Source organism: Promicromonospora sp. NPDC050880 (assembly GCF_044456525.1).
Taxonomy (GTDB): Bacteria; Actinomycetota; Actinomycetes; order Actinomycetales; family Cellulomonadaceae; genus Promicromonospora.
Window position 1 is genome coordinate 431,068 of record NZ_JBITFV010000001.1, and the last position, 22,450, is coordinate 453,517.

A 22,450-nucleotide genomic window follows, 5' to 3' on the forward strand; every position below is an offset into this window, starting at 1 on the left:
CGGGGGTCAGCGGCCCGAGTCGTCCGCGGGCCGCCCGGGGGACGAACCCGCTGCTGCTGCCGCCTCCGCCGCCGTCGCCTCCAGGAGGTCCGCCAGCGCCCGCAGCCGCTGGGCGACCTGCTCGCCGAGCGGCGTCAGGCCGTACTCCACGCGCGGCGGGATGGTGGTGACCACCTCGCGGGTGACCATGCCGTCGCGCTCCAGGGCCTGCAGGGTCTGGGACAGCATCTTCTCGCTGACGCCCTCGACGCGGCGGCGCAGGGCGTTGAACCGGTAGCGCCCCTCCCCCAGCGCGATGAGCGCCAGCGAGGCCCACTTCGACGTGACCACCTCGAACGCGGCGCGCGACGTGCAGCCCCGGGCGAAGACGTCGACCACCAGCTCCTGCGTGGGGCCGCCGGCCGGGTCCGCGCCCACGGGACGGCCGTCATCCGGACGGACGGCAGAGGGGTCGGTGGCGCTCACACGACACAGGGTACCGCGCACCGTCGGAATGTGGTGTACTTTCGATTCGAAAGCACTAACCGTCCGCAACCGGCGGGCGGCGAACCCTGCCAGCAACGGAGAATGACATGACCACCTACGCCGTCACCGGAGCCACCGGCCACCTCGGCCACCTCGTCGTCGCCGAGCTCCTGTCCCGCGGCGTCCCGGCCGCCGACGTCGTCGCCGTCGTGCGCACGCCGGACAAGGCCGCCGACCTCGCCGAGCGTGGCGTGCAGGTGCGCGAGGGTGACTACGACCGCCCCGAGACGCTGCCCGCGGCCCTGGCCGGCGTGCAGCGGCTCCTGCTCGTCTCCGGCAGCGAGCCCGGCCGGCGCGTGCCGCAGCACGCTGCCGTGATCGAGGCCGCCCAGGCCGCGGGCGTGGGGCGCATCGTCTACACGGGCATCCTCAACGCCGACGAGACCACCAACCCGCTCGCCGGCGAGCACCAGGCCACCGAGCAGGCGCTGCGCGCCTCCGGCCTCCCGGTCTCCGTGCTGCGCAACGGCTGGTACACCGAGAACTACACCGATCGCCTGGAGGAGTTCCTCCAGCGCGGCGAGATCGTGGGCGCCACCGGTACCGGCAAGGTCTCGGCGGCCCCGCGCGCCGACTACGCCGCCGCCGCCGCCACGGCCCTGCTCACCGACGACGGCGACGTCGTGGTGCACGAGCTGGGCGGCGAGGCGTTCACGTTCGCCGAGCTGGCGGCCACGATCAGCGACGTCACCGGCACCCCGGTGGCCTACCGCGACCTCCCGGTCGAGGAGTACACGGCCGAGCTGGAGCAGGCCGGGCTCGACGCCGGGACGGCGGGCTTCGTCGCCGGGATCGACGCGTCGATCGCGGCGGGCGACCTGGAGACCTCCAGCGACGACCTGGCCCGCCTCCTGGGCCGCCCGGTCACGCCGCTGGCCGACGTCGTCCGGGCCGCGCGCGGCTGAACCGGTCGCCCGGGGGTCCGCCCGATTCGACACGGCATGCGTCAATAGGGGCATGCGAGGAGCGATCATTCATGGAGCCGGGGACGTCCGCTTCGAGGAGCGGGCCGACCCCGGGATCGTCGAACCGACCGACGCCGTGGTCCGGACCGTGGCCACCTGCGTGTGCGGGTCGGACCTGTGGCGCTACCGGGGCGTGGCCCCGGTGCGGCGGCCCACGCCGATCGGGCACGAGTACGTCGGCGTCGTCGAGCAGGTGGGGGCGGCGGTCACCACGGTCAGGCCCGGCGACTTCGTGGTCGGCGGGTTCCTGCACAGCGACAACACCTGCGCGGTGTGCCGCAAGGGCATGCAGGCCAACTGCCTGCACGGCGGCGGGTACGACGGCTGCCAGGCCGAGAAGATCCGCGTCCCGAACGCCGACGGCACCCTGATCGCCACCCCCGGCGAACCGGACGCCGACCTGGTGCCGAGCCTGCTGAGCCTGTCGGACGTGATGTGCACCGGCTGGCACGCGGCCGTCTCGGCCGGGGTCGGGCCGGGTTCGAGCGTCGTGGTGGTGGGTGACGGCGCCGTCGGGCTGAGCGGCGTGCTGGCGGCCGCCCAGCTCGGCGCGACCACCATCGTGGCGATGAGCCGGCACGTGGACCGGCAGCAGGTGGCGCGCGAGTTCGGCGCCACCCACATCGTCGCCGAGCGCGGCGAGGAGGGCCTGGCCCAGGTGCTGGAGCTCACCGAGGGCATCGGTGCCGACGCGGTCCTGGAGTGCGTCGGCACCGAGCAGGCCCGGGCCCAGTCGGTCGAGCTGGTGCGGCCGGGCGGCACGATCGGCATCGTCGGCGTGCCGCACGGCGACCTGCCGGTGGACACCCTGTTCTGGGGGAACAAGGGCCTGCGCGGCGGTGTCGCGCCCGTGCGGGCCTACCTGCCGCACCTGCTGGACCTGGTGTGGAAGCGCGAGATCGACCCGGGGCGGGTGTTCGACCTGACGCTGCCCCTGTCCGAGGTCGCGGAGGCCTACCGCGCCATGGACGAGCGGCGCGCGATCAAGGTGCTGCTCCGGCCCTGACGCCACCCGCCCGGCGCCCGCGCAGGCCCAGGAGCACGTCGAGCACGACGAAGGCCGCCAGCGTCCAGCCGACCAGCGGCAGCCACCAGCCGATCAGGACGGCGCCGGCGAGCACGAGGGCGACACCCCACCACGGTGCGCCCCGCAGCACGCCCCGCTCCGGCGGCGCCCCGCCCGCGAGCCTCCGCTCCCGGGTCGGGCGCCGCCGCCACCACATCAGGTAGCCCAGCACGACCAGCGAGGCGATGCCGCCGGCCAGCGCGAACAGCACGAGCTGGTGCGGCAGGCCGAACAGCGAGCCCATGTGGGCATCGATGCCCCACCGGGCGAGCTTCGCCGCCAGCGGGAACTCCGAGAAGTCGACGCGGTGCACGGCCTGCAGGGTCTCCGGGTCGACCGCCACGGCGTCCACCTCGGTCGGGTAGCTGCGCTGGATCTCCTGCACCACCCAGGCGGTGCCGGGCTGCGCGGGTGGCGTGATCTCGACCAGACCGGTGTTCACGTTGACGGTCTGCGCGGTCGCGAGCACGGCGTCGAACAGCGTGGGGTCCAGGGCCTCGCCCGCCCCGTCGGACGCCGTGGCCGCCCCGTGGTGGGCGTGCTCCCCCGCGCCGGGGTCGGCCCCGCCGTCGGCCGCGCCCGGCAGGCTGGTGTCCACCGTGGGCGTGCCCCAGTCGAGCGCGGCGCGCAGCGCGTCCACGCGGGGCCCGGCGTGCTGCGACCAGGTGATGCCCGTCGCGGAGAGGAACAGCGCCCCGAGCAGCACCCAGAACCCGACCGACGCGTGCCAGCCGAACAGCCGCCGGTACCCGGTGCGCCCGCGGGCGGGCCGGACCATGTCCCGCGCCGTGGCCGCCCGGCGGCGGGACCGCAGGACGCGACGCAGCCAGAGACCCAGGCCGGCGAGCGCCACGATCCCGAGCCAGGAGGCGGCGAGCTCGCTGTAGAGGCGGCCGACGTCGCCCAGGTGCAGGTTGCGGTGGAGCTGGTCGAGCCAGGTGCGCAGGGGCAGGGCGCCGCTGGTGCCGTACACGGTGAGGTCGCCGCGGACCTCGCCGGTGCCCGGGTCCACGAACACCGCCCGGGACTCGCTCTCGCCGAGGCGCTCGTCGGCGAACATGACGCGGGTGGTGTCTCCCGGGCCGGGTGCGGGGCGCACCGCCGTGGGTGTCGCGCCGGCCTCGCCGACGTGCTCCTGGGCGATCCGGGTCTGCTCGGCGAGGCTGAGCCGCGTGTCGGCGACCGGCGCGTGCAGCACGTCGCGGTAGGCCACCTGCTCGATGGTCGGGGTCAGGGCGTAGAGCGCGCCGCTCACGGCGGCGACCAGGATGAACGGGCCCACCAGCAGGCCGGCGTAGAAGTGCAGCCGGAGCAGGAGGGCGCCGAACCAGCCCGAGCCGCGGCGGCGTGGCGCGCTGCGGCCGGGCCGGGCGGCCGGCGCGGAGGTGGAGGGGGTGGCCGTGCTGGAGGGGTTGGACGTGGTGGACAGAGGTGTGCTCGTCATGGCGGTTCGCCTTCGGGCCGAAGAGGGCAGCACGGACCGCTCGCGCGCGGGCGCGTCAGGACGACGGGCGCGACGGGGCGGGTCGGTGCTCGGGAGAGGAGTCAGATCGCGCGCGGCAGCGGCGGTCCGCGCCGTCGCGCCGGTGACACCTCAGGACGAGCGGGAAAGGATCCGGTGAACCAGTCGGGCGCCGGCACGCGCACGACGGTCAGGGGCGCGGCGACGTCGGCGCGCGCCGGGAGGTGGCGGGAGAAGCGCCCGGCCACCCGGCCGGCCAGGTCCCGGAGCCGGGCGATCAGCCGCTCGCCACCGAAGAGGGCGGCCACGGTCGCCGCGGCCGCGACGCCGTGCCAGAGCCACATGGCCGGGCCCGCGCCCACGAGGTCGGGCAGGTAGGCCGACGGGTCCGCCCCGGCAGCAGGCAGCGAGTACCCGCCGTGCGCGCCGTGCCCACCGGGCCCGGCAGGCCGCCCGCCCGCCGGGGTGCCCAGCACGAACAGCGTGTGGAACAGCACCTGGCTCAGCCCGACCGACACGACCGTGCGCCACAGCGCCAGACGGCGGCCCGCGAGCACGGTGCACACCGTCAGCGACAGCACCCAGGGCACCAGCACGCCGAGCCACCCGGGGACCGCGCCGCCGCCCGCCAGGTGCGACAGCAGGGCCGCCGCCGTGGCCACCGAGGCGACGACGGGTCCGCGCGCGTCGCGCGGGCGTCGGTGCCGGTGGGAGCTCACGCGGTCATTCTGGCGCACGGTCGGCCGCCCTGCCCAGAGGCAGCAGGTGGTTCGGTCAGGCCCGGTCCACGGCCCGCCGGGCGTCCGCGGTGAGCGCACCGCGCACCTCGCGCACGATGCGCGCCATCGCCTCCTCGGCCGCGAGGTCGTCGCCCGCGGCGACGGCGCGCGCCACCTCCTCGTGCGCGTCGAGCGCCTCGGGCACGGGGTAGGCCGGCATGAGCCCCAGGTGGATGCGCCCGGAGATGACGACGGCGACCACGTCGGCCAGCGCGCTGAACAGCTCGTTGCCGCTGTTCCGCAGCAGGAGCTCGTGCATCCGGATGTCGAGCTCCAGGAACCGGGCGCCGTCGCCCTGGCCGCTCTCGCCCAGCTCGCGCAGCCGGGCCGCGGTGACCACGAGCTCGTCGCGGACGGCCGCCGACGCGCCGCGTGCCGCTCCGGCCGCGGCCAGCGGTTCGACCGCCTGGCGCAGCTCGGTCAGGGAGCGCAGCTGCGCGGCCCGCCCGGGGCCGTCGAGCCGCCAGGCGATGACCCGGGGGTCCAGCACGTTCCACGCGTCGTGCGGTAGCACCACGATGCCGACCCGCGGCCCGGAGCGGACCATCCCGAGCCCTTCGAGCAGGCGCATCGCCTCCCGGGCGACGGTCCGCGAGACGTCGAACTCGCTGCCGATGCCCTCCAGCGTGAGCACCGTGCCGGCGGGCAGGTCGCCGCCGGTGATGCGTCGGCCCAGCGTGTCGAGGACGGGACTGTGCAGCACCGGGGGCATCCCCCCACTCTAGTTGAGCCCTCGGCCGCGGTCGCACGGCGTCCCGGTCGCCGACGCCGTCCGGTCATTGGTGAGATGAATCACGCCCCAATGATGTGACTAATGGGTGAGGATGGGGGGATGGACGCAGACGTCACCGAGACAGCGATGTTCTCGACACAGGGTTCGGCAGAGGGTTCGGGCCAGGGTTCGGGCCAGACAAGCAGCAGCACGCCCCGCGCCGTCGTCGTGATGGGGGTGGCCGGGTCGGGCAAGACCACGGTCGCCGCCCTCCTGGCCGGCCGGCTCGGCGCGTCGTTCGCGGAGGGCGACGACTTCCACTCGCCCGCGAACGTCGCCAAGATGGCCGCGGGCCACCCCCTGGACGACGACGACCGCTGGCCCTGGCTGCGCGGCATCCGGGACTGGTTCGCCAAGGAGCTGAACGAGGGCCGTAGCGCGGTGGTGCCGTGCAGCGCCCTGCGCCGTGGCTACCGCGAGCTCCTGGCCACCGCGGGACCGCCCGGCACCGTCCGGTTCGTGCACCTCACCGGCTCCTACGACCTGCTGCGCACCCGCATCCAGGGGCGGGCCGGGCACTTCATGAAGCCCGAGATGCTCGACAGCCAGCTCGCCACCCTCGAGCCCCTGCACGACGACGAGGCGGGTTTCGCCGTCGACGTCACGCCGCGGCCCGACGAGATCGTCGACGAGATCCTGCACCGCCTCGGCGACCCCGAGGCCACCCCCGCACCCACCACGCCCGAGGACCACTGATGCTCCACACCGCCCACCCGCTCGTCCAGGCCACCGCACAGGCCGCCGACGCCGCCGCACCGGCCGCCTCGACGCCGCAGCTCGTCGTCGCCGCGGTGGCGGGCATCGCCGTCATCGTCGCGCTGATCGTCTGGCTCAAGCTGCACCCGTTCCTGGCGCTCGTGCTGGGGTCCGGGGTGCTCGCGCTCGTGGCCGGGATCGGCCTCACCGACACCTTCACCAGCTTCACCGCCGGGCTGGGCAGCACCGTCGCGGGCGTGGGCGTGCTCATCGCGCTCGGCGCGATCATCGGCAAGCTGCTCATCGACTCGGGCGGCGCCGACCGCATCGTCGACACGATCCTGGACCGGACGCCGGCCGCGCGCCTGCCGTGGGCCATGGCCCTGATCGCGTTCGTGATCGGCATCCCGCTGTTCTTCGAGGTCGGCGTCGTGCTGCTCATCCCGGTCGTGATGATCGTGGCCCGTCGGGTGCGCACCAACCCGGTGCTGGTCGGCATCCCGGCCCTCGCGGGCCTGTCGGCGCTGCACGGCCTCGTGCCGCCGCACCCCGGCCCGCTCCTCGCCATCGACGCCCTCGGTGCGAACCTCGGCCTCACGCTCGGGCTCGGCCTGCTGGTCGCCGTCCCGACGGTGATCGTCGCCGGGCCGCTCCTGGCGATCCCGCTCACGCGCTGGGTCCGGCTCGCGCCGCCGACGACGGTCCTGGGCGTGCCCGACTCCGGCACCGACGACGCCGCGACCGGCACGGGCGGCACGGGCGGCCTCCCGGGTGCCGGCGGCACGGCGACCGCCGTCGCCCCCGCCGCCACCCTGCGCAAGCCGTCGTTCGGCATGTCGGTCCTGGTCGTGCTGCTGCCCGTGATCCTCATGCTGGCCCGGTCGGTGGTCGAGATCGCGGGCGCCGGCGAGACCGGTTACGGCACCGTCCTGGAGTTCCTCGGCGAGCCGCTCGTCGCCCTGCTGCTGACGTCCCTGTTCGCCCTGGTCGCGTTCGGCACGGGCACGGGACGCACCCGGCAGCAGCTCGGTGACCTGGTCGGCTCGTCGTTCGCGCCCATCGCGGGGATCCTGCTCATCGTGGGCGCCGGCGGCGGCTTCAAGCAGACGCTGGTCGACTCCGGCGTCGGCGAGGTCATCGCCTCCGGTATCGCGGACGCCGGCATCACGCCGCTGCTGGCCGGCTGGCTGGTGGCCGCGCTGATCCGCATCGCGACCGGCTCGGCCACCGTCGCGACGATCACGGCCGCCGGCATCATGGCACCGCTCGCCGCAGGTCTCGACCCCACCCAGGCGGCGCTGCTGGTCCTGGCGATCGGCGCGGGCTCGGTGTTCCTGTCCCACGTGAACGACGCCGGGTTCTGGCTGGTCAAGGAGTACTTCGGCATGACGGTCGGCCAGACCTTCAAGACCTGGTCGCTCATGGAGTCGGTCCTGTCGGTGGTGGCCCTCCTGACGGTCCTCCTCCTGGGCGCCGTCCTCTGACCCGACCGCCTGAGTCCGGGATCTCCGGGCTCAGGCGGAGGAGGAGGCCGGCCAGGCGGTGGCGGGTGCGGCCGTCCGGGGACCTCGGGTCGTAGCCGAGGTCCCCGGTCAGGGCCTCGTGGCGGGCCTGGAGGGTCGAGTGGTGCATGCCCAGGGTGGCCGCGGCCGCGCGCACGCTGTCGGACCCGGCCAGCACCTCCAGCACCGTGCGGCTGCGCGCGTCCAGCCGGGCGAGCGCGACGACGTCGGGCAGCCGCGCAGCCACCGGTTCGAGCGCCCCGACGGCGGCGAGCAGCACCCCGAGCTCCGCGGCGTCGACGACGGCGGCGCCTGGACCGCCGGGCACCAGCCGGAACGCCAGCAGGGCCGTCCGGAACGACTCCGGGAGCTCCTCGCCCGGCCCGGCGACCCCGATGCCGGCGGGTCCGGCCACCATGACACCCCGGCGGAGCACCGTCGCGCGCACCAGGCCGTGCGGCGTCGCCACCACGGTCGACGGCGCGGCGCCCGGGTCGCTCGCGACCGGGAGCGCCGCGACGCGCAGGTCACGCGCGCCGTCGAGCCGGAGGCGGGACAGCGCGACCCGCCGGTCGGCCACGTCGCGGGCGGCGTCGAGAGCGACGTCCAGGGCACCACCCGTGCCGCCGGGGCGGCGCGCCGCCACGAGATCCACCGCGAGCGCGAGCCGCTCCACGACCATCGCGTCGTTCGCGTGCGGGGGTCCCTCCCGCTCCAGCCACACCGTCCCGCTCCCCGCGGTACGGGTGGGCCAGCCGGGCTCGGGCCCCGCCCCGTCCGCCGTCGCGGCGAGCCGGCCGCCGTCGGGCGCGACGCGGTGCGCGCGCCGGCCGTCGAACGCCCCGGCGACGGCCCCGCTGAGCACGGCCGCGCCCCGGAGCAGCGCGTCCAGGCCGACGCCGCCGGCGATCAGCGCGTCGAAGTAGGCCACGACCTTGAGCGTCTCGCTCGCCTCGGGGTCCAGGGCCGTCAGGCGGCCGACCAGCTCCTGCATCGTTCGCTCCATCGCGCGGGTGGTCCCACCCTAGCCGGGGCGTGCACGGCGGCTGTCTCAGGCGCCGAGGACGCGGGCCACCCACGCGTCCCGGGCGGCGTGCGCGGCCTGACCCAGCGCGCTGTGCGGTGCCATCAGGTCGAACCCGTGGAAGCCGCCGGGCCAGACGTGCAGCTCGGCCTGCACGCCGGCGTGCCACAGTGCGGTGGCGTAGGCGACGTCCTCGTCCCGGAAGACCTCCGCGCTGCCGCAGTCGACGAACGCGGGCGGGAGGCCCGTCAGGTCGGTGGCGCGCGCGGGGGCGGCGTACACGGAGACGTCGTCGGTTCCGCACCGGTCCCCGAGCAGGGCCTGCCACCCGGTGCGGTTCGAGCCGCGGTCCCAGACGCCGACGCCGTCGATCTGGGTCGTGGAGACCGTCGCGTCGCGGTCGTCGAGCATGGGGTAGATCAGCACCTGCCCGGCCAGCGCGGGGCCGCCCTCGTCGCGGACCAGCAGCGCGGTGCCTGCGGCGAGCCCGCCGCCCGCGCTGGCGCCGGCGATGATCAGGTGGTCGAGGTCGATGCCGAGCTCGTCGGCGTGCTCCGCCGTCCAGAGCAGTCCGGCGTAGCAGTCGCGGACGGGGTACGGGTCGGGGAACTCGGGCGCGAGACGGTACTCGACGGTGACCACGACGACGTCGAGCGTGGTGATCCAGCCCAGGAGCACGTCGAGCCCCACGAACCGGTCGCCCATGATCATGCCGCCGCCGTGGGTGTGGTAGATCCCCGGCCGGACGCCGGTGCTGTCCCGGCGTCGCAGCACGCTCACCTGGATCTCGTCACCGCCGTACCCGGGGACGGTCACGTCCCGGCGAGTGACGCCGGCCTGGTCGAGCGCTGCGTCCACCCCGGGGTCCAGCCCCGGGCCGGCCTGTCGCAGCAGCGGGATCATCTCGGGCGTGATGGTCGGCGGGAGCTGGTCGGACAGCAGCGCGAGCGCCGCCTCCAGCTCGGGGTCGAACGGGGGTCGCTGCACGCTCTCAGCCATCAGAACTCCTTCGTTCCACGGTCCTGCACCGATGGGTGCACACCAGTCTCGGCGCGGGCGGCGTGGCGGAGCACCCGCCGGACGTGGCGCTCCGTGGGCCGTTCGCCCGCCATCCGGCGGGGGATGCCGCTGCGGGGCGGGTCAGCGGGCGGCGGCGTCGCCGGAGTCCGCCAGGTCGTCCAGGAAGCGGGTCACGATCTCGCGCTCCTGCGGGGTGAGGCGGGCGGCGACGTCGAACCGGCGCGCGTGGCTGCGTCCGACGGTCTCGCGGGCGACGCGCCGCGTCTCCTCGCTGACCTCGATCGCGAGGCTGCGCCGGTCGGACGGGTGCGGGAACCGCCGCACGTGGCCGCCCGCCACGAGGCGGTCGATGAGCTTGGTGGTCGACGCCGTCGTGATGCCCAGGTGCGCGGCGATGGCCCCCGGTGTGGCGACGCGGCCCTGGTTCTGCAGCGCGATGACGAAGCGGACCGCCTTCATGTCGGTCTCGCCCAGCTTCATGTACGCACGGGAGGCCTCGCTCATGCGGCGCTCGGCCTCGCGCCACCGGCGCAGGGCCTCCAGCACGCGCACGACCTGGTCGACGTCGGCGTCGTCCAGGCCGGAACGGCGCACGATCTCCTCCCGGGGGTCCATCACGCGCGGGTCCATGATCGACGGCTGGTCGCCGTCACGCGGCGCGAGTGCTGGATCCACGAGGGGATAGTAACGCGTCGCTGGTTGCTTCGTATGCTTGAATATAGCCTGGCTAGCGAATTTCGATCGACGTGACATCCGAACGAGGCATCTGAACGAGAGGAGAGCTGCGCATGCGGCTCTGGTCCCTGGACCCCGCCCTGCTCGACCGGCAGGGGCTCACCGCGTGCTGGCGCGAGGCGCTGCTCGCCCAGGCGGTGCTGCTCGGCCGCACCCGGGGCTACACCGCGCACCCGCAGCTCGACCGGTTCCGGGAGCACCCGGACCCCGTGACCGCCGTCGGCGCGTACCTGCACGCCGTGCGCGACGCCGCCACGCGGCGCGGCTACCGGTTCGACGCCGCCCGGATCGACCGGCCCCTCGACGAGGTCACGCGGTCGGCGGCCCGCATCCCGGTGACGACCGGGCAGCTCGACCACGAGTGGGAGCACCTGCTGGGCAAGCTGGCCGCCCGGTCCCCCGAGCACCGTGCCCGGCTGCTCGCCTCCGGGACCGGACCCGCGGCGCACCCCCTGTTCGTCGTCGTGCCCGGCGACGTCGCGGGCTGGGAGCGGGCGGCGTGAGCGCCGCGCGCGTGCCCCGCTGGCTGCGGGTGACCCTGCCGGCCGTCCTCATCGCCGTGTGGCTCGTGGGGGCCGCGATCGGCGGTCCGTACTTCGGCCGGGTCGACGAGGTCTCCTCCAACGACCGCACCGCCTACCTGCCGGCCACCGCCGAGGCCACCGAGGTCCAGGACCGGCTCGCGGGCTTCACCGACGGCGACGCCGTGCCCGCCGTCGTCGTCTTCGTCACCGAGGACGACGCCCGCCTCGGCGAGGACGACCTGGCCGCCGTCGGCGACCGGCTCACCGCCGCCGCCGACCTGGCCGCGGTGGACGGGGAGGCGTCGCCGCCCCTGCCGTCCGAGGACGGTGCCGCCGCCCAGGCGTTCGTGCCGCTGTCGGGCGACGCCGACCTGGGCGAGGCCACCGCCGAGCTCCGCGACACCCTGCGCACGGGCCTGCCCGACGGCGTCGAGGTCTACATCACGGGCCCCGCGGGCTTCTCCAGCGACCTGGTGTCGGCGTTCGCCGGCATCGACGGGCTGCTGCTCGGGGTGGCCCTCGCGGCCGTCCTGGTGATCCTGATCGTCGTCTACCGGTCGCTGCTGCTGCCGCTGGCCGTGCTCGCCACCAGCATGTTCGCGCTCTGCCTCGCGCTGCTGACGGTGTGGCACCTGGCCCGCTCCGGGGTGCTGCTGCTCAGCGGGCAGACCCAGGGCATCCTCTTCATCCTCGTCATCGGTGCCGCGACCGACTACGCCCTGCTGTACGTGGCACGCTTCCGCGAGGAGCTGGTGCGCACGCCCGACCGCTGGACCGCGACATGGCGCGCGCTGCGGGGCTCGGTCGAACCGATCCTCGCCTCGGGCGGCACGGTCATCGCAGGCCTGCTGTGCCTGCTGCTCAGCGAGCTGCGCTCCAACAGCACGCTCGGGCCCGTGGCCGCCGTGGGCATCGTGTTCGCCATGCTCGCAGCCCTCACGCTGCTGCCCGCCATCCTGCTCGCGCTGGGCCGGGCCGCGTTCTGGCCCCGCCGCCCGGTGTACGACCCGGAGGCCCCCGCCCAGACCGGCACGGAGGGGCTGTGGGGACGCGTCTCCCGCGCCGTCCGCGCACGGCCCCGCACCCTCTGGGTCACGACCGCGGCCGTCCTGGCCCTGGGGTGCCTGGGCGTCACCCAGCTCCAGGCGTCCGGGGTGCCGCAGTCGGACCTCGTGCTGGGCGCCTCCGAGGCGCGCACGGGTCAGGAACGCCTCGCCGAGCACTTCCCCGCCGGCTCGGGCAGCCCCGTCTACGTCGTGGCACCCGAGGGCGACCTCCGGGAGGCGGCCGACGTGCTGCTCCAGGAGGACGGCATCGCCCAGGTGGCGGTCACGGCGGACACCGCCAGCGGGACGGCGCGCGTGACCGCCGACGGCATCGAGGCGGCGGGTCCCCCGACGGCGGCCGCGCCCGAACCCGTGGTGTCGGACGGCGCGGTGCTGCTCCAGGGCACGCTCACCGATGCCGCCGACTCCCTGGCCGCGGAGCAGACCGTCCGCGACCTGCGCACCGCCTACGCCGGCACGGTGCCCGAGGCGCTGGTCGGCGGCGAGTCCGCGACCGACCTGGACACGAACGACGCGTCCATCCGGGACCGCACGCTCATCGTCCCGATCGTGCTCGTGGTGATCCTGGCGATCCTCATGCTGCTGCTGCGCGCGGTGCTCGCGCCGGCGCTGCTCGTCCTGACGACGGTGCTGTCCTTCGGGACGGCGATGGGCGTCGCGGCGCTCGTGTTCAACGACGTGCTCGGCTTCCCGGGCGCGGACCCGGCGGTGCCGCTGTTCGGCTTCGTCTTCCTCGTCGCGCTCGGCATCGACTACAACATCTTCCTCATGACGCGGGTCCGCGAGGAGTCGCTGGCGCACGGCACGCGCGAGGGCGTGCTGCGCGGGCTCCGGCTGACAGGAGGCATCATCACGTCGGCCGGGCTGGTGCTCGCGGCGACGTTCACGGCACTGGCCGTGATCCCGGTGCTCTTCCTCGCCCAGCTCGCGTTCATCGTGGCCTTCGGCGTGCTGCTCGACACCTTCGTGGTGCGCTCGCTGCTCGTGCCGGCCCTCGCCTACGACGTGGGCCGCACCATCTGGTGGCCGTCCCGCCTGGGGCGCGGACGGCCCTAGGCCGACGCCGCCCCGTCACCCCCGGCGAGGCCCGCGAGCACCCGGTCCAGCCCGTCCCGGAACCAGGCGTCCACGTCGGTGGCGAAGGCGGCGGGCAGCGCACCGCCCGAGACGTCGTCGAGCCACGGGTGCCTCCGGCGGGCACCGGTCCGGTCGAGCCGGCGCACCTCCTGCACCCACCAGGCCGGGTAGGCGGTACCGGACCGGGCGGCCTCGTCGCGCTCGGTGAGCAGCAGCAGGGCCATCCCCTGCACGTAGCCGCTCAGGGCCACGTAGCGGGCGAGCGCCGTCGGCGGGTCCAGACCGAGCGCGACGAACGCGTCCACGCTCGCCCGTGCGGCGTCCAGCACGGCGGGCACCAGCGGCGGCCGGCTGCTCGCCAGCACCGACACCAGCCACGGGTGCCGCCGGTACGCCTGCCACTCCGCCTCGGCGAGGCCGGCCAGCACCCGCGCCGGGGTCCCGTGCGGCGGCGGCTCACCGCCGTGCGGCCCCGCCAGCAGGCGCTGCACCATCGCCTCGACGAGGCGCTCGCGGTGGGCGAACACCCGCCGCACCTCGCCCGGTGACGTCCCCGCACGATGAGCGACCGACCGCAGCGTCACCGCCCCGATGCCCTCGGCGTCGGCGAGGACGACCGCGACGTCGACCAGTCCGGCACCCGCTGCCCCGCCCCCGGTACGCCGGCGCGGGTCGGGAACGCCCGCGCGCGTTCGCGGGACAGCCGTCCGGCGGCCCTCGTCGCGGCGACGGCGGTAGGCCCGGGACTGGCACGACCGGGAGCAGTACCGGCGCGGACGCCCGGTACCCGCCGCGGGCCCCAGGCCGGTCCCGCACTCGGCGCACGACGCGCCCGCTGCGTCCACGTCCGGCCACCTCCGCGTGCGCTCTTTCGTCTCACTCCCCGTGCGACGAAACTACTGCACCGGCCGGCCACCACCCGGGCAGCCTGAACCCATGGAGCACCGAGAGAGCACGCAGACCGCGCCGCTGGTCGTCCGCCCTGCCGCACCGGAGGAGTTCGGCCGCCTGCTGCCCGTGTGCGTCGAGGCCTTCGCCGACGAGGCGGTCTCCGCATGGGTGGAGCCGCGGCCCGGCCTCCGCCTCGACCGCACGCGTGAGCTCTTCGAGACCTCGCTGCGCGAGGCCGTCGACGCCGGGCAGCTCGTCGTCGCGTTCCTCCCCGCGGGGGACGCGGTCGCGGCGTCGGTCTGGATCGACCTGACGGACGGCGCCGCCGAGCCGCCGCCACCCGCGGACGACACCACCCCGCACCACGCCACCCGAGCCACCCGCCGCCTCGCCACCGTCCTGGCCGCGACGAGCGCACGACACCCCGGCGCCCCGCACGTCTACCTGTCGGCCATGGCCGCGCTCCCCCGACGGCGGGGCCTCGGCGCCGGGAGCGCGATGCTGCGCCACGGCCTGGACCGGGCGCGCCGGATCGGCCTGCCGGTGTACCTGGAGGCGTCCACGCCCCGGAACCGGCGGCTGTACCTGCGGCACGGCTTCCGCGACCGGGGCAAGCCCATCCACCTGCCCGACGGCGGGCCGTCGCTCCAGCCCATGTGGCACCCGGCGGGCAGGTGACCGGGGTCAGCCGCCGGCGGGACCGAACCGTTCGGTCCGGACCCGGGCGGGGTCGTGGCCCTGGGCCACGAGCATGCGGGACACGGTCTCCACGAAACCGGTCGGCCCGCAGACGTAGACCCGGGGCTCCAGGTCGGGCGGCCAGCCCCAGGAGGCCAGCTCGGAGTCGGTCAGGCGGCGCGGTCCCCGCAGTGCCGTGAGCGAGACCGCGCGCGTGAAGATGGTCCGGGCCTCGAACCCGTCGCTGCGCGCGGTGAGCGCGGCCAGCTCGTCCGGGTAGAGCTGGTCCTCGGCGGTACGCACCGAGCAGATCAGCCGGAACGGCGTGCGGTCGCCGGCCTCCCGCCGGGCCCGCGCCATGGCCATCAGCGGCACCAGGCCGGAGCCGCCCGCGAGCAGGAGCACGGGCGTCCCGGCGTCGCGCACCGGGTCCCAGACGAACCAGCCGCCGATGGGGCCGCGCACCTCGATCGCCGAGCCGACCGGGAAGGAGTCGACCAGGTAGGGCGAGACCTCGCCGTCGGCGACCCGCTGGACCGTGATCTCGACCCGGCCGCCGCCGGCCGCCGGCCCGGACGCGCTCGCCAGCGAGTACGAGCGCTCCGCGGTGTAGCCGTCGGCCGCGGTCAGGCGCACGTCGAGGTGCTGTCCCGGCTGGTGCCCCGGCCAGCCGGGTACGTCGAGCACGAGGGTCGCGGCCGAGGGGCTCTCGGTGCGCCGCTCGGCCAGCGTGGCGACCTGCCACCCGGAGCGGACGGCGTACCGCCCGCCGAGCCGCGCGCCGTCAGTCACCCTGGTACCTCTGCTCCCGCCAGGGGTCGCCGAGGTCGTGGTACCCGAGCTTCTCCCAGAAACCCTGGCGGTCGGTTGGCATGAGCGTCAGCGAGCGCACCCACTTCGCCGACTTCCAGAAGTACAGGTGCGGCACCAGCAGCCGGGCGGGGCCGCCGTGCTCGGGATGCAGCGGCGCGCCGTCGAAGGTGTGGGCGATCCAGGCCTTGCCGCCCAGCAGGTCGGCGACCGGGAGGTTGGTCGTGTAGCCGCCGTACGAGCCGACCAGGGCGAAGTCGGCGGTGGACTCCACGTCGGCCAGCAGCACGTCGAGCGAGACGCCGCGCCACCGCGTGCCGAACTTCGACCAGCGCGTCACGCAGTGGATGTCGACCGTGGGCGACTCCTGGGGCAGCGCCATGAGGTCCGCCCACGTCCAGGACGTCGACGTTCCGGTCTCGGTGGTCACGGTGAGGGACCAGGTCTCGGCGCTGACGTTCGGCGTCGGCCCGGCGGACAGGACGGGAAAGCCCTCCTCGACGTACTGCCCCGGCGGGAGGGCCACGCCCTCCGGGCGGGCCCGGCCGTGGAAGCCCGGGGTGAGGGCCGGCGGTGTCTCGCTGCTCATGGCCTCACGGTAGCGGGACGACGGCGGGGCCGGGTCTACGTGGTCACCCTCATTGTCCGGGGGCAGCGCGGCCCATAGCATCCACGTACCCCGACTTTCACCCGCTGAGGGGCACCGCTCCGGACACGGGCCGGCGGGTCGGACCGGGCGCGCACCACGGCGTCCGGCGCCGGCCCGGCGGCGCAGGAAGGGTCAGTCATGAACCGTCCGACCATCTCCCCGACACCCATGAACGAGCCCGCCGGCCCCCGCCCCCGACGCCGCCGCACCGCACGCCTCGCCGCAACGCTCGCCGCCGTCGTGCTCGCCCTCACGCCCGCCACGGTCGCGCACGCCGACCCGCCGCCCAGCCTCCCGCAGAACGCGTCCGGCACCGAGCAGACCTTCTCCCCCGCCTACGACTACGACGGCGACGGCTGCTACGCGACCCCCGCCATCGGACCCGACGGGACCATCGCACCCGGCCTGGACATCGGCGGCGCCGTCAACGGCAGCTGCCGCGACCAGTGGGACCTGGACAACTCGCAGACGTACTCGCGCGAGAGGTGCAACAACGGCTGGTGCGCCGTGATGTACGCGAGCTACTTCGAGAAGGACCAGACCCTCGACGGCCCGATCGCGATCGGCAGCCACAAGCACGACTGGGAGCACGTGGTCGTGTGGGTGGACCAGGGGTCGAACCAGGTCGAGTTCGTGTCGATCACCGAGCACAGCGGGTACGCCACCTACCCCCGGTCACAGGTCCGGTTCGACGGCACCCACCCCAAGATCGTCTACCACAAGGACGGTCCGAGCACGCACCTCTTCCGCCTCGCGGGCGGCAACGACGAACCGCCCGAGAACCACTACGGCACCTGGCGCTACCCGCCGCTGGTCGGCTGGGACGGCTGGCCCGGCACGGCGCTGCGGGACCGGCTGACGACCGCCGACTTCGGCGGCGCCACCCTCAAGATCGACGACGGCGACTTCACCTGGTGGCTGGGCCAGATGAAGCCGGCCGGCATCCCGTTCGACCCGGGCGCGTGACGTCCGGGGCGTGGTCCGCTCAGAGCGCGCCGACCACGGAGAGCAGCCGGAGCCGCTCGTGGCTCTCCGTGCCCGGCACGGCCGTGAACACGGTCAGCGCCTGGTGCTGGTCGGGGTCCAGGAGCGTCTGCCCGTGCAGCTCCAGGAGACCGACGTCGGGATGGTTCAGGCGCTTGGGCTCGCAGTACGGTCCGAGCACCGGGTGCTCGTCCCAGAGCCGCGCGAACTGCGTGCTGCGTCCCCGCAGGAGGGTGGCCAGCTCGCCGGCCGGGGAGCGGGGGCCCGTGCGTGCCTCGACGGCGGCCAGGCGGGCCACGAGCGTGCGCCCGTGCCGGGCGTGGTCCTCCTCGGGGACGCGGTCGCGGCCGCGCGGGTCGGCGAACCACCGGTAGACGCGGACGCGCTCCGGCCCGGTGTACGAGGTCTCGTCGCCGAGCAGGAGCGCGGCCAGGCGCGTCTGGCGGAGGGTCACGCCCAGCACGTTCTCGACCTGGGCGGGCGCCTCCGCCAGGCCGTCCAGGATCCGCATCAGCCCGGCGTTGACGTGGTCGCCCCGGGCGCGCCGGGGTGTGGCGTGCCCGGCGAGCTCGACCAGCCGGTCGCGCTCCTCGAGCGTCAGCCGCAGACCGTGGGCGATCCCGGAGAGCACCTGCTCCGACGGGACCGGCCCCCGGCTCTGCTCGATGCGGCTGTAGTAGTCCGCCGAGACACCGCTGAGGGCCGCCACCTCCTCGCGCCGCAGCCCGCTCGTGCGCCGACGCGGTCCGCGCGGCAGGCCCACGTCCTCGGGCTGCAGCGCCTCCCGGCGGGCCCGCAGGAAGTCACCCAGCCGTTCGCGGTCCATCGTCACCTCGTTCTCGTCCCGGGGCCGCAGGAACCACCGGACCTGTCCGGAGGGCGCCGTCCGGGAAGCGCACGCCCGTCAGCTCCTCGGAGACCGCCCAGAGCCGGGCAGCCGCGGCGGCGTCCGTCGCCGCGCGGTACACGCGCTGCGGTGCGGAGCTGCCCGTGAAGTGCCCAACGCCGTCGGGCCCGTAGAACGTCCCGCCCCCGGCGGCGGGGTCGGTGGCCGCCTGGAGGGCGGGCAGCAGGCCCTGCGCGACCGGCTGCACGAACACCCCGAGGGCGAGCAGCCGCCGCATGACGATGTCCACCCGCGGCGGCCTCGCGCTGCTGCCCAGCCCCGGTCCGGCGGAGTACAGGCCCGAGTAGGTGGTCCCGGGGTGGGCGGCGTTGCTCACGATGCCCCAGCCGTGCGCGCGGCTGCGGCGGTCCAGCTCCAGGGCGAACAGGAGCTGCGCGAGCTTGGAGAGGTTGTAGGCGCGGACGGGCGAGTAGTCCCGCTCGCTGTTCAGGTCGGCCCAGTCGATACGCCCGAACCGCGCGGCCGCACTGGTCATGGTCGTGACGCGCGCGCCCCCGCCGGGGCCCTGGGCGACCAGGAGCGGCAGCAGGCGGCCCACCAGGGCCATGTGCCCCAGGTGGTTGGTGCCGAGCTGGAGCTCGAACCCGTCCGCCGTGATGGTCCGGGACGGCGGGGTCATCACCCCGGCGTTCGCCACGAGCAGGTCGATGGGCCGCCCCTCGGCCAGCAGGCCGTCCGCGAGCGCCGCCACCGACGCCAGGGACGCGAGGTCGCCGGGCCGGGTGGTGACGACGACGCCGGGGACGGCGTCCCGCAGGCGGGCGACGGCGGCCGCCCCCTTGGCCGGGTTGCGCACGGGTAGTACCAGCTCGGCGCCTGCTCGCGCGAGGCGTTCGGCGAGCCCGAGGCCGATCCCGTCGCTCGCCCCGGTCACCAGGGCCCGGGTCCCGGTCAGGTCCGGGACGACGACGTCGGTGTACCGGCGCGCCCGGTGCCGCGTGTCGGTGCCCGGGAGCTTGGTGCTGCTGCCCAGCGGTGCTCCGCTCGGGGTCTTCCTGGTCACGTGGTCCGTCCTCACGGTGAGTTCTCGTGGCCGGCCGGGGGCCGGACGTCCCCAGCGTGCGCAGGCTGCCGCGCCGGATCCAGGTTCGATCTGTCCGTGGCTGCGAGCCCGTGGACGAGCGCGTATCGCCGCAGGTGGCGGGCTGTGACCAGGGCCACGTCACGTTCGGGCGCGCCGTGTTGTCGAACAGGTGAGACCACCAGAGGCAGTTGCACAGGAGGTTGTGATGCGAAAGATCCTGATCGTCGGAGGCGGCTACGCCGGCTTCTACACGGCGTGGGGCCTGGAGAAGCGGCTCCGCCGCGGCGAGGCGCACGTCACCCTCGTCGACCCGCACGGCTACATGACGTACCAGCCGTTCCTGCCGGAGGTCACGGCCGGGTCGATCGAGGCGCGCCACGTCATGGTGTCGCTGCGCCGGCACCTGCACCGCACGACCGTCGTCGCCGGTCACACGACGTCGATCGACCACGCACACCGCACCGCGACCGTCCGCACCAACGACGGCGCCCTACGTGAGGTCCGCTACGACACGATCGTCGTGACGGCGGGCGCGGTGACCCGTACGTTCCCGGTCCCCGGGATCGAGCAGGAGGCCATCGGCCTCAAGCACGTGGAGGAGGCGGTCGCGATCCGCGACCAGCTCCTGACGGCGTTCGACCGTGCCGCGCTGCTGCCCCCGGGCGAGGAACGCCGCCGGCTGCTCACGGTCACCGTGGTCGGTGGCGGGTTCACCGGGGTCGAGGTGTTCGGCGAGCTGCTGTCCCTGGCCACGAGCCTGCTGCGGGCCTACCCGGAGCTCGGCCGCGACGACCTGTCGTTCCACCTGGTCGACGCGAACGACCGCATCCTGCCCGAGGTCACCGACGAGCCCGGCCGCTGGGTGGTGCGGCACCTGCGGCAGCGCGGCGGGCACCTGCACCTGGGCACCCAGGTGGTCTCCGCCGCCGACGGCCGGATCATGCTGTCGACCGGCGAGTCGTACGGCAACGGCCTGCTGATCTGGGCCGCGGGCAACGGCAGCAACCCCGTCGTGGCACGCAACACCGACCTGCCGGTGGACGAGCGCGGGCTGGTCCGTGTCCGGGCCGACCTGCGGGTCGGCACCGACGACGCCGTCGTCCCGGACGCCTGGGCGGCCGGCGACAACGCCGCCGTGCCGGACCTGGCCTCGCCGGTGCCGGGTGCACGGACCGTGCCCAACGCCCAGCACGCGGTGCGGCAGGGCAGGCTGCTGGCGGCCAACCTGGTCGCCGACCTGCGCGGCCGGAAGGTGCGCCCCTACGTGCACCACAGCCTCGGTGTCGTGGCCACGCTCGGCATCGGGCACGGCATCTTCCAGTACAAGCGCCTGGTCGTCACGGGTGTGCCGGCCTGGCTGATGCACCGCGGCTACCACGTCCTGGCGGTGCCGACCTGGGAGCGCAAGGTGCGGGTGCTGCTGGTCTGGGCGTCGGCGGCGCTCTTCGGCCGCGACATCATCCCGCTGGCCACGGTCCAGCGACCGCGGGCCGCCTTCCTCGCGGGCGGCGACCCGTTCGCCGGGGCGGACGACGCCCCCGCCGTCCGCCGCGAGCTCAGCGCGGTGCGCGATGCCCGCTGACCCGGGCGGACGCCGCCGCCTGACCGCGTACGCGGCCGAGCTCGGCGCCCGCCGCGTGCAGCTGCGCTGGTCGAACCTGTTCGGCGTGGTGACCGTCGCGTGCCTGCTGGTCCTCGCGGTGACCGGGGTGCTGCTGGCGACCTGGTACACGCCGTCGAACGACCTGGTCACCTACGACGGCCCCTACGGGCCGCTGCGGGGCGCCACCGTCACCGAGGCGTTCGCCTCGACGATGGCCGTCTCGTTCGAGGTGACCGGCGGGCTGCTCGTGCGCCAGACGCACCACTGGGCCGCCCTGGTCATGCCTGCCGCGATGATCGTGCAGCTGCTGGTCACGTTCTTCACGGGCGGGTTCCGCCGTCCGCGGCAGCTGAGCTGGGTGCTGCTGGTGGTCGCGTTCCTGCTGGTGCTGCTGGCGGGCTGGAGCGGCTACGCGCTGCCCGACGACATGCTCTCGGGCACGGGCCTGCGCATCGTGGAGGGCGTGGTGCTCAGCATCCCGTTCGTGGGCACCTGGCTGGCGGGCTGGATGTTCGGCGGGCCGTTCCCCGGTCAGATCATCGAGAACCTGTACCCGGTGCACGCCGTGCTGGCGCCGGGTCTGCTCGTCCTGGTCCTGGTGGTGCGCGCCGCGCTCGCCGTCCGGCACGGCCAGGCCCAGCAGCCGCCGGCGGTCCGCGCGGCCCTCGGCCTGCGCCTGTGGCCGGACGCCGCGCTGCGCGCCGCCGGGATGACGGGCCTGACGGCCGCGGTGCTCGTGCTGCTGGGGGCGACCTCGACCATCAGCCCCGTGTGGTCGTACGGGCCGGCGTCCGTGGGCGAGGTGGGCGCGGGCAGCCAGCCCGACTGGTACATGGGATTCCTGGACGGCGCGCTGCGCCTGGTGCCGGCCGGCTGGGAGACCGTGTGGGGCGGCTGGACCGTCACGTTCGCGATGCTGGTACCTCTCGCGGTCGTCGCCGGGTACTTCGTGCTCCTGACGCTCTACCCGTACATCGAGGCGTGGGTGGACCAGGACCGCCTGCCGCACCACGTGCTCGACCGGCCGCGCAACGTGCCGGTCCGCACCGGGATCGGCGTGGCGGGCATGCTCTTCTACGGGATCCTGTGGGGCGCCGCGAGCGCCGACATCGTCTCCACGGAGTTCAGCGTCAGCTTCGAGACGGTCATCACGACCCTCCAGGTGGCACTCGTCGCCGGCCCTCCGCTGGCGTTCGAGGTGACGCGCCGGATCTGCGTCGGGCTGCAGCGCAAGGACCGCGAGATCCTGAGGCACGGGCACGAGACGGGCCGCATCGTCCGGATGCCGAACGGCGGCTACGTGGAGATCCACCAGCCGGCCGACGACGCCGAGCGCGCCCGCCTGGCCGTCACCGCCGCGTCACCGGCACCGGGCCGGACGGACGACGTCGGGCGCCTGACCGCGCGCGAACGCCTGCGCGGTGCGTTGTCGCGGGGGTTCGGGGAGGGGCACGTGGTGCCGGCCGACGCCGGACCGGACGCGCTGGACCGGGACCCGCGCCTCACCCACCGAGCGCGGCAAACCCCTCGTACACCATGAACGCCGGCCAGAAGATGCCCTGGACGATCGCCCACACGTACTCCCAGAAGCCGTCGGCCTGCTGCCAGAAGTAGACCCATGCGCCCAGGATGCCCAGCCCGTAGATCGCGCCGCCGCCGGCCGTCGCTCCCGCGTTCCGCTCGCCCATGT

Annotated in this window: 23 protein-coding genes; 10 read left to right on the forward strand and 13 right to left on the reverse strand. The window is 75.0% G+C overall.

Translation table 11 applies throughout. The features are described from left to right. Positions 1-6: 6 nt before the first annotated feature. Positions 7-465, reverse strand: a complete 459-nt coding sequence (locus tag ACIBBF_RS02030) for a winged helix-turn-helix transcriptional regulator (RefSeq protein WP_397409954.1) — start codon at positions 463-465, stop codon at positions 7-9. 107 nt (positions 466-572) lie between these two features. On the opposite strand from ACIBBF_RS02030, the gene ACIBBF_RS02035 reads away from it, so the two are divergent. After that, entirely contained in the window at positions 573-1,430 is an 858-nt protein-coding gene (locus ACIBBF_RS02035; RefSeq protein WP_397409956.1) for an NAD(P)H-binding protein, read from the forward strand. Positions 1,431-1,482: 52 nt separating this feature from the next. After that, a complete protein-coding gene (locus tag ACIBBF_RS02040; protein WP_397409958.1) occupies positions 1,483-2,496 on the forward strand; it encodes a zinc-dependent alcohol dehydrogenase family protein in 1,014 nt (337 codons plus the stop codon). On the opposite strand, the gene ACIBBF_RS02045 is transcribed toward ACIBBF_RS02040, so the two are convergent. From ACIBBF_RS02045 to ACIBBF_RS02055, 3 genes are all read right to left on the reverse strand, one after another. Continuing rightward, positions 2,474-4,000 carry a PepSY-associated TM helix domain-containing protein gene (locus tag ACIBBF_RS02045; RefSeq protein WP_397409960.1) on the reverse strand — a complete coding sequence of 509 codons (1,527 nt, stop codon included), beginning with the start codon at positions 3,998-4,000 and terminating at the stop codon, positions 2,474-2,476. The two genes, ACIBBF_RS02040 and ACIBBF_RS02045, sit on opposite strands and share 23 nt — an antisense overlap. Before the next feature lie 101 nt (positions 4,001-4,101). Then, positions 4,102-4,737 carry a hypothetical protein gene (locus ACIBBF_RS02050; RefSeq protein ID WP_397409962.1) on the reverse strand — a complete coding sequence of 212 codons (636 nt, stop codon included), beginning with the start codon at positions 4,735-4,737 and terminating at the stop codon, positions 4,102-4,104. 55 nt (positions 4,738-4,792) lie between these two features. Continuing rightward, positions 4,793-5,509, reverse strand: a complete 717-nt coding sequence (locus ACIBBF_RS02055; protein ID WP_397409964.1) for a FadR/GntR family transcriptional regulator — start codon at positions 5,507-5,509, stop codon at positions 4,793-4,795. Between the two features lie 120 nt (positions 5,510-5,629). On the opposite strand from ACIBBF_RS02055, the gene ACIBBF_RS02060 reads away from it, so the two are divergent. Then, positions 5,630-6,265 carry a gluconokinase gene (locus tag ACIBBF_RS02060; RefSeq protein WP_397409966.1) on the forward strand — a complete coding sequence of 212 codons (636 nt, stop codon included), beginning with the start codon at positions 5,630-5,632 and terminating at the stop codon, positions 6,263-6,265. Then, on the forward strand, positions 6,265-7,749 hold the full coding sequence (locus ACIBBF_RS02065; protein ID WP_397409968.1) for a gluconate:H+ symporter: 1,485 nt from the start codon (positions 6,265-6,267) through the stop codon (positions 7,747-7,749). The genes ACIBBF_RS02060 and ACIBBF_RS02065 overlap by 1 nt, the downstream gene beginning before the upstream one ends. Here the strand turns inward: ACIBBF_RS02065 and ACIBBF_RS02070 are convergent. The 3 genes from ACIBBF_RS02070 to ACIBBF_RS02080 form a co-directional block, all read right to left on the reverse strand. Next, complete coding sequence (locus tag ACIBBF_RS02070) at positions 7,685-8,761, reverse strand: helix-turn-helix domain-containing protein (RefSeq protein ID WP_397409970.1); 1,077 nt, start codon at positions 8,759-8,761, stop codon at positions 7,685-7,687. The two genes, ACIBBF_RS02065 and ACIBBF_RS02070, sit on opposite strands and share 65 nt — an antisense overlap. A gap of 57 nt (positions 8,762-8,818) precedes the next feature. After that, positions 8,819-9,790 (reverse strand): alpha/beta hydrolase, encoded by a 972-nt coding sequence (locus tag ACIBBF_RS02075; RefSeq protein ID WP_397409972.1) that lies wholly within the window; start codon positions 9,788-9,790, stop codon positions 8,819-8,821. Positions 9,791-9,931: 141 nt separating this feature from the next. After that, positions 9,932-10,486, reverse strand: coding sequence for a MarR family winged helix-turn-helix transcriptional regulator (locus ACIBBF_RS02080; RefSeq protein WP_397409974.1), 555 nt, complete (start codon positions 10,484-10,486; stop codon positions 9,932-9,934). A 113-nt stretch (positions 10,487-10,599) separates the two neighbouring features. Between ACIBBF_RS02080 and ACIBBF_RS02085 the strand changes: the two genes are divergently transcribed. Then, positions 10,600-11,049 (forward strand): pyrimidine dimer DNA glycosylase/endonuclease V, encoded by a 450-nt coding sequence (locus ACIBBF_RS02085; RefSeq protein ID WP_397409976.1) that lies wholly within the window; start codon positions 10,600-10,602, stop codon positions 11,047-11,049. After that, a complete protein-coding gene (locus ACIBBF_RS02090) occupies positions 11,046-13,193 on the forward strand; it encodes an MMPL family transporter (protein ID WP_397409978.1) in 2,148 nt (715 codons plus the stop codon). The genes ACIBBF_RS02085 and ACIBBF_RS02090 overlap by 4 nt, the downstream gene beginning before the upstream one ends. Here ACIBBF_RS02090 and ACIBBF_RS02095 read toward each other — a convergent pair. Then, positions 13,190-14,059 (reverse strand): TetR/AcrR family transcriptional regulator, encoded by an 870-nt coding sequence (locus ACIBBF_RS02095; protein WP_397409980.1) that lies wholly within the window; start codon positions 14,057-14,059, stop codon positions 13,190-13,192. The genes ACIBBF_RS02090 and ACIBBF_RS02095 overlap by 4 nt on opposite strands. A 91-nt stretch (positions 14,060-14,150) precedes the next feature. Between ACIBBF_RS02095 and ACIBBF_RS02100 the strand changes: the two genes are divergently transcribed. Beyond that, positions 14,151-14,783 carry a GNAT family N-acetyltransferase gene (locus tag ACIBBF_RS02100; protein ID WP_397409981.1) on the forward strand — a complete coding sequence of 211 codons (633 nt, stop codon included), beginning with the start codon at positions 14,151-14,153 and terminating at the stop codon, positions 14,781-14,783. Positions 14,784-14,789: 6 nt separating this feature from the next. On the opposite strand, the gene ACIBBF_RS02105 is transcribed toward ACIBBF_RS02100, so the two are convergent. Together ACIBBF_RS02105 and ACIBBF_RS02110 are read right to left on the reverse strand one after the other, a co-directional pair. Further along, entirely contained in the window at positions 14,790-15,575 is a 786-nt protein-coding gene (locus ACIBBF_RS02105) for a ferredoxin reductase (RefSeq protein ID WP_397409983.1), read from the reverse strand. Beyond that, positions 15,568-16,182 (reverse strand): molybdopterin-dependent oxidoreductase, encoded by a 615-nt coding sequence (locus ACIBBF_RS02110; protein WP_397409985.1) that lies wholly within the window; start codon positions 16,180-16,182, stop codon positions 15,568-15,570. Before ACIBBF_RS02110 ends, ACIBBF_RS02105 begins: the two co-directional genes overlap by 8 nt. 198 nt (positions 16,183-16,380) lie before the next feature. Here ACIBBF_RS02110 and ACIBBF_RS02115 point away from each other — a divergent pair, with 198 nt between their 5' ends. After that, the gene (locus ACIBBF_RS02115; RefSeq protein ID WP_397409987.1) at positions 16,381-17,208 is read left to right on the forward strand and encodes an NPP1 family protein; all 828 of its coding nucleotides are present in this window, start codon (positions 16,381-16,383) and stop codon (positions 17,206-17,208) included. A gap of 19 nt (positions 17,209-17,227) precedes the next feature. On the opposite strand, the gene ACIBBF_RS02120 is transcribed toward ACIBBF_RS02115, so the two are convergent. Both ACIBBF_RS02120 and ACIBBF_RS02125 read right to left on the reverse strand, forming a co-directional pair. Further along, entirely contained in the window at positions 17,228-18,052 is an 825-nt protein-coding gene (locus ACIBBF_RS02120) for a helix-turn-helix transcriptional regulator (protein ID WP_397409989.1), read from the reverse strand. After that, complete coding sequence (locus ACIBBF_RS02125) at positions 18,030-19,106, reverse strand: SDR family oxidoreductase (RefSeq protein WP_397410669.1); 1,077 nt, start codon at positions 19,104-19,106, stop codon at positions 18,030-18,032. Before ACIBBF_RS02125 ends, ACIBBF_RS02120 begins: the two co-directional genes overlap by 23 nt. A 256-nt stretch (positions 19,107-19,362) precedes the next feature. On the opposite strand from ACIBBF_RS02125, the gene ACIBBF_RS02130 reads away from it, so the two are divergent. Together ACIBBF_RS02130 and ACIBBF_RS02135 are read left to right on the forward strand one after the other, a co-directional pair. Continuing rightward, positions 19,363-20,739: an NAD(P)/FAD-dependent oxidoreductase gene (locus ACIBBF_RS02130; RefSeq protein ID WP_397409991.1), complete on the forward strand. Its 1,377-nt coding sequence runs from the start codon at positions 19,363-19,365 to the stop codon at positions 20,737-20,739. Next, entirely contained in the window at positions 20,729-22,300 is a 1,572-nt protein-coding gene (locus ACIBBF_RS02135; RefSeq protein WP_397409993.1) for a cytochrome bc complex cytochrome b subunit, read from the forward strand. Before ACIBBF_RS02130 ends, ACIBBF_RS02135 begins: the two co-directional genes overlap by 11 nt. Here the strand turns inward: ACIBBF_RS02135 and ACIBBF_RS02140 are convergent. After that, a complete protein-coding gene (locus ACIBBF_RS02140; protein WP_397409995.1) occupies positions 22,263-22,448 on the reverse strand; it encodes a hypothetical protein in 186 nt (61 codons plus the stop codon). The genes ACIBBF_RS02135 and ACIBBF_RS02140 overlap by 38 nt on opposite strands. Between the last annotated feature and the right edge of the window lie 2 nt (positions 22,449-22,450).

Coding starts and splice junctions, on each gene's coding strand:
- ACIBBF_RS02130 (WP_397409991.1), top strand. CDS start 19,363: ATGCGAAAGATCCTGATCGTCGGAGGCGGCTACGCCGGCTTCTACACG.
- ACIBBF_RS02100 (WP_397409981.1), top strand. CDS start 14,151: ATGGAGCACCGAGAGAGCACGCAGACCGCGCCGCTGGTCGTCCGCCCT.
- ACIBBF_RS02075 (WP_397409972.1), bottom strand. CDS start 9,790: ATGGCTGAGAGCGTGCAGCGACCCCCGTTCGACCCCGAGCTGGAGGCG.
- ACIBBF_RS02040 (WP_397409958.1), top strand. CDS start 1,483: ATGCGAGGAGCGATCATTCATGGAGCCGGGGACGTCCGCTTCGAGGAG.
- ACIBBF_RS02135 (WP_397409993.1), top strand. CDS start 20,729: ATGCCCGCTGACCCGGGCGGACGCCGCCGCCTGACCGCGTACGCGGCC.
- ACIBBF_RS02085 (WP_397409976.1), top strand. CDS start 10,600: ATGCGGCTCTGGTCCCTGGACCCCGCCCTGCTCGACCGGCAGGGGCTC.
- ACIBBF_RS02070 (WP_397409970.1), bottom strand. CDS start 8,761: ATGCAGGAGCTGGTCGGCCGCCTGACGGCCCTGGACCCCGAGGCGAGC.
- ACIBBF_RS02140 (WP_397409995.1), bottom strand. CDS start 22,448: ATGGGCGAGCGGAACGCGGGAGCGACGGCCGGCGGCGGCGCGATCTAC.
- ACIBBF_RS02110 (WP_397409985.1), bottom strand. CDS start 16,182: ATGAGCAGCGAGACACCGCCGGCCCTCACCCCGGGCTTCCACGGCCGG.
- ACIBBF_RS02115 (WP_397409987.1), top strand. CDS start 16,381: ATGAACCGTCCGACCATCTCCCCGACACCCATGAACGAGCCCGCCGGC.
- ACIBBF_RS02060 (WP_397409966.1), top strand. CDS start 5,630: ATGGACGCAGACGTCACCGAGACAGCGATGTTCTCGACACAGGGTTCG.
- ACIBBF_RS02035 (WP_397409956.1), top strand. CDS start 573: ATGACCACCTACGCCGTCACCGGAGCCACCGGCCACCTCGGCCACCTC.
- ACIBBF_RS02120 (WP_397409989.1), bottom strand. CDS start 18,052: ATGGACCGCGAACGGCTGGGTGACTTCCTGCGGGCCCGCCGGGAGGCG.
- ACIBBF_RS02055 (WP_397409964.1), bottom strand. CDS start 5,509: ATGCCCCCGGTGCTGCACAGTCCCGTCCTCGACACGCTGGGCCGACGC.
- ACIBBF_RS02065 (WP_397409968.1), top strand. CDS start 6,265: ATGCTCCACACCGCCCACCCGCTCGTCCAGGCCACCGCACAGGCCGCC.
- ACIBBF_RS02045 (WP_397409960.1), bottom strand. CDS start 4,000: ATGACGAGCACACCTCTGTCCACCACGTCCAACCCCTCCAGCACGGCC.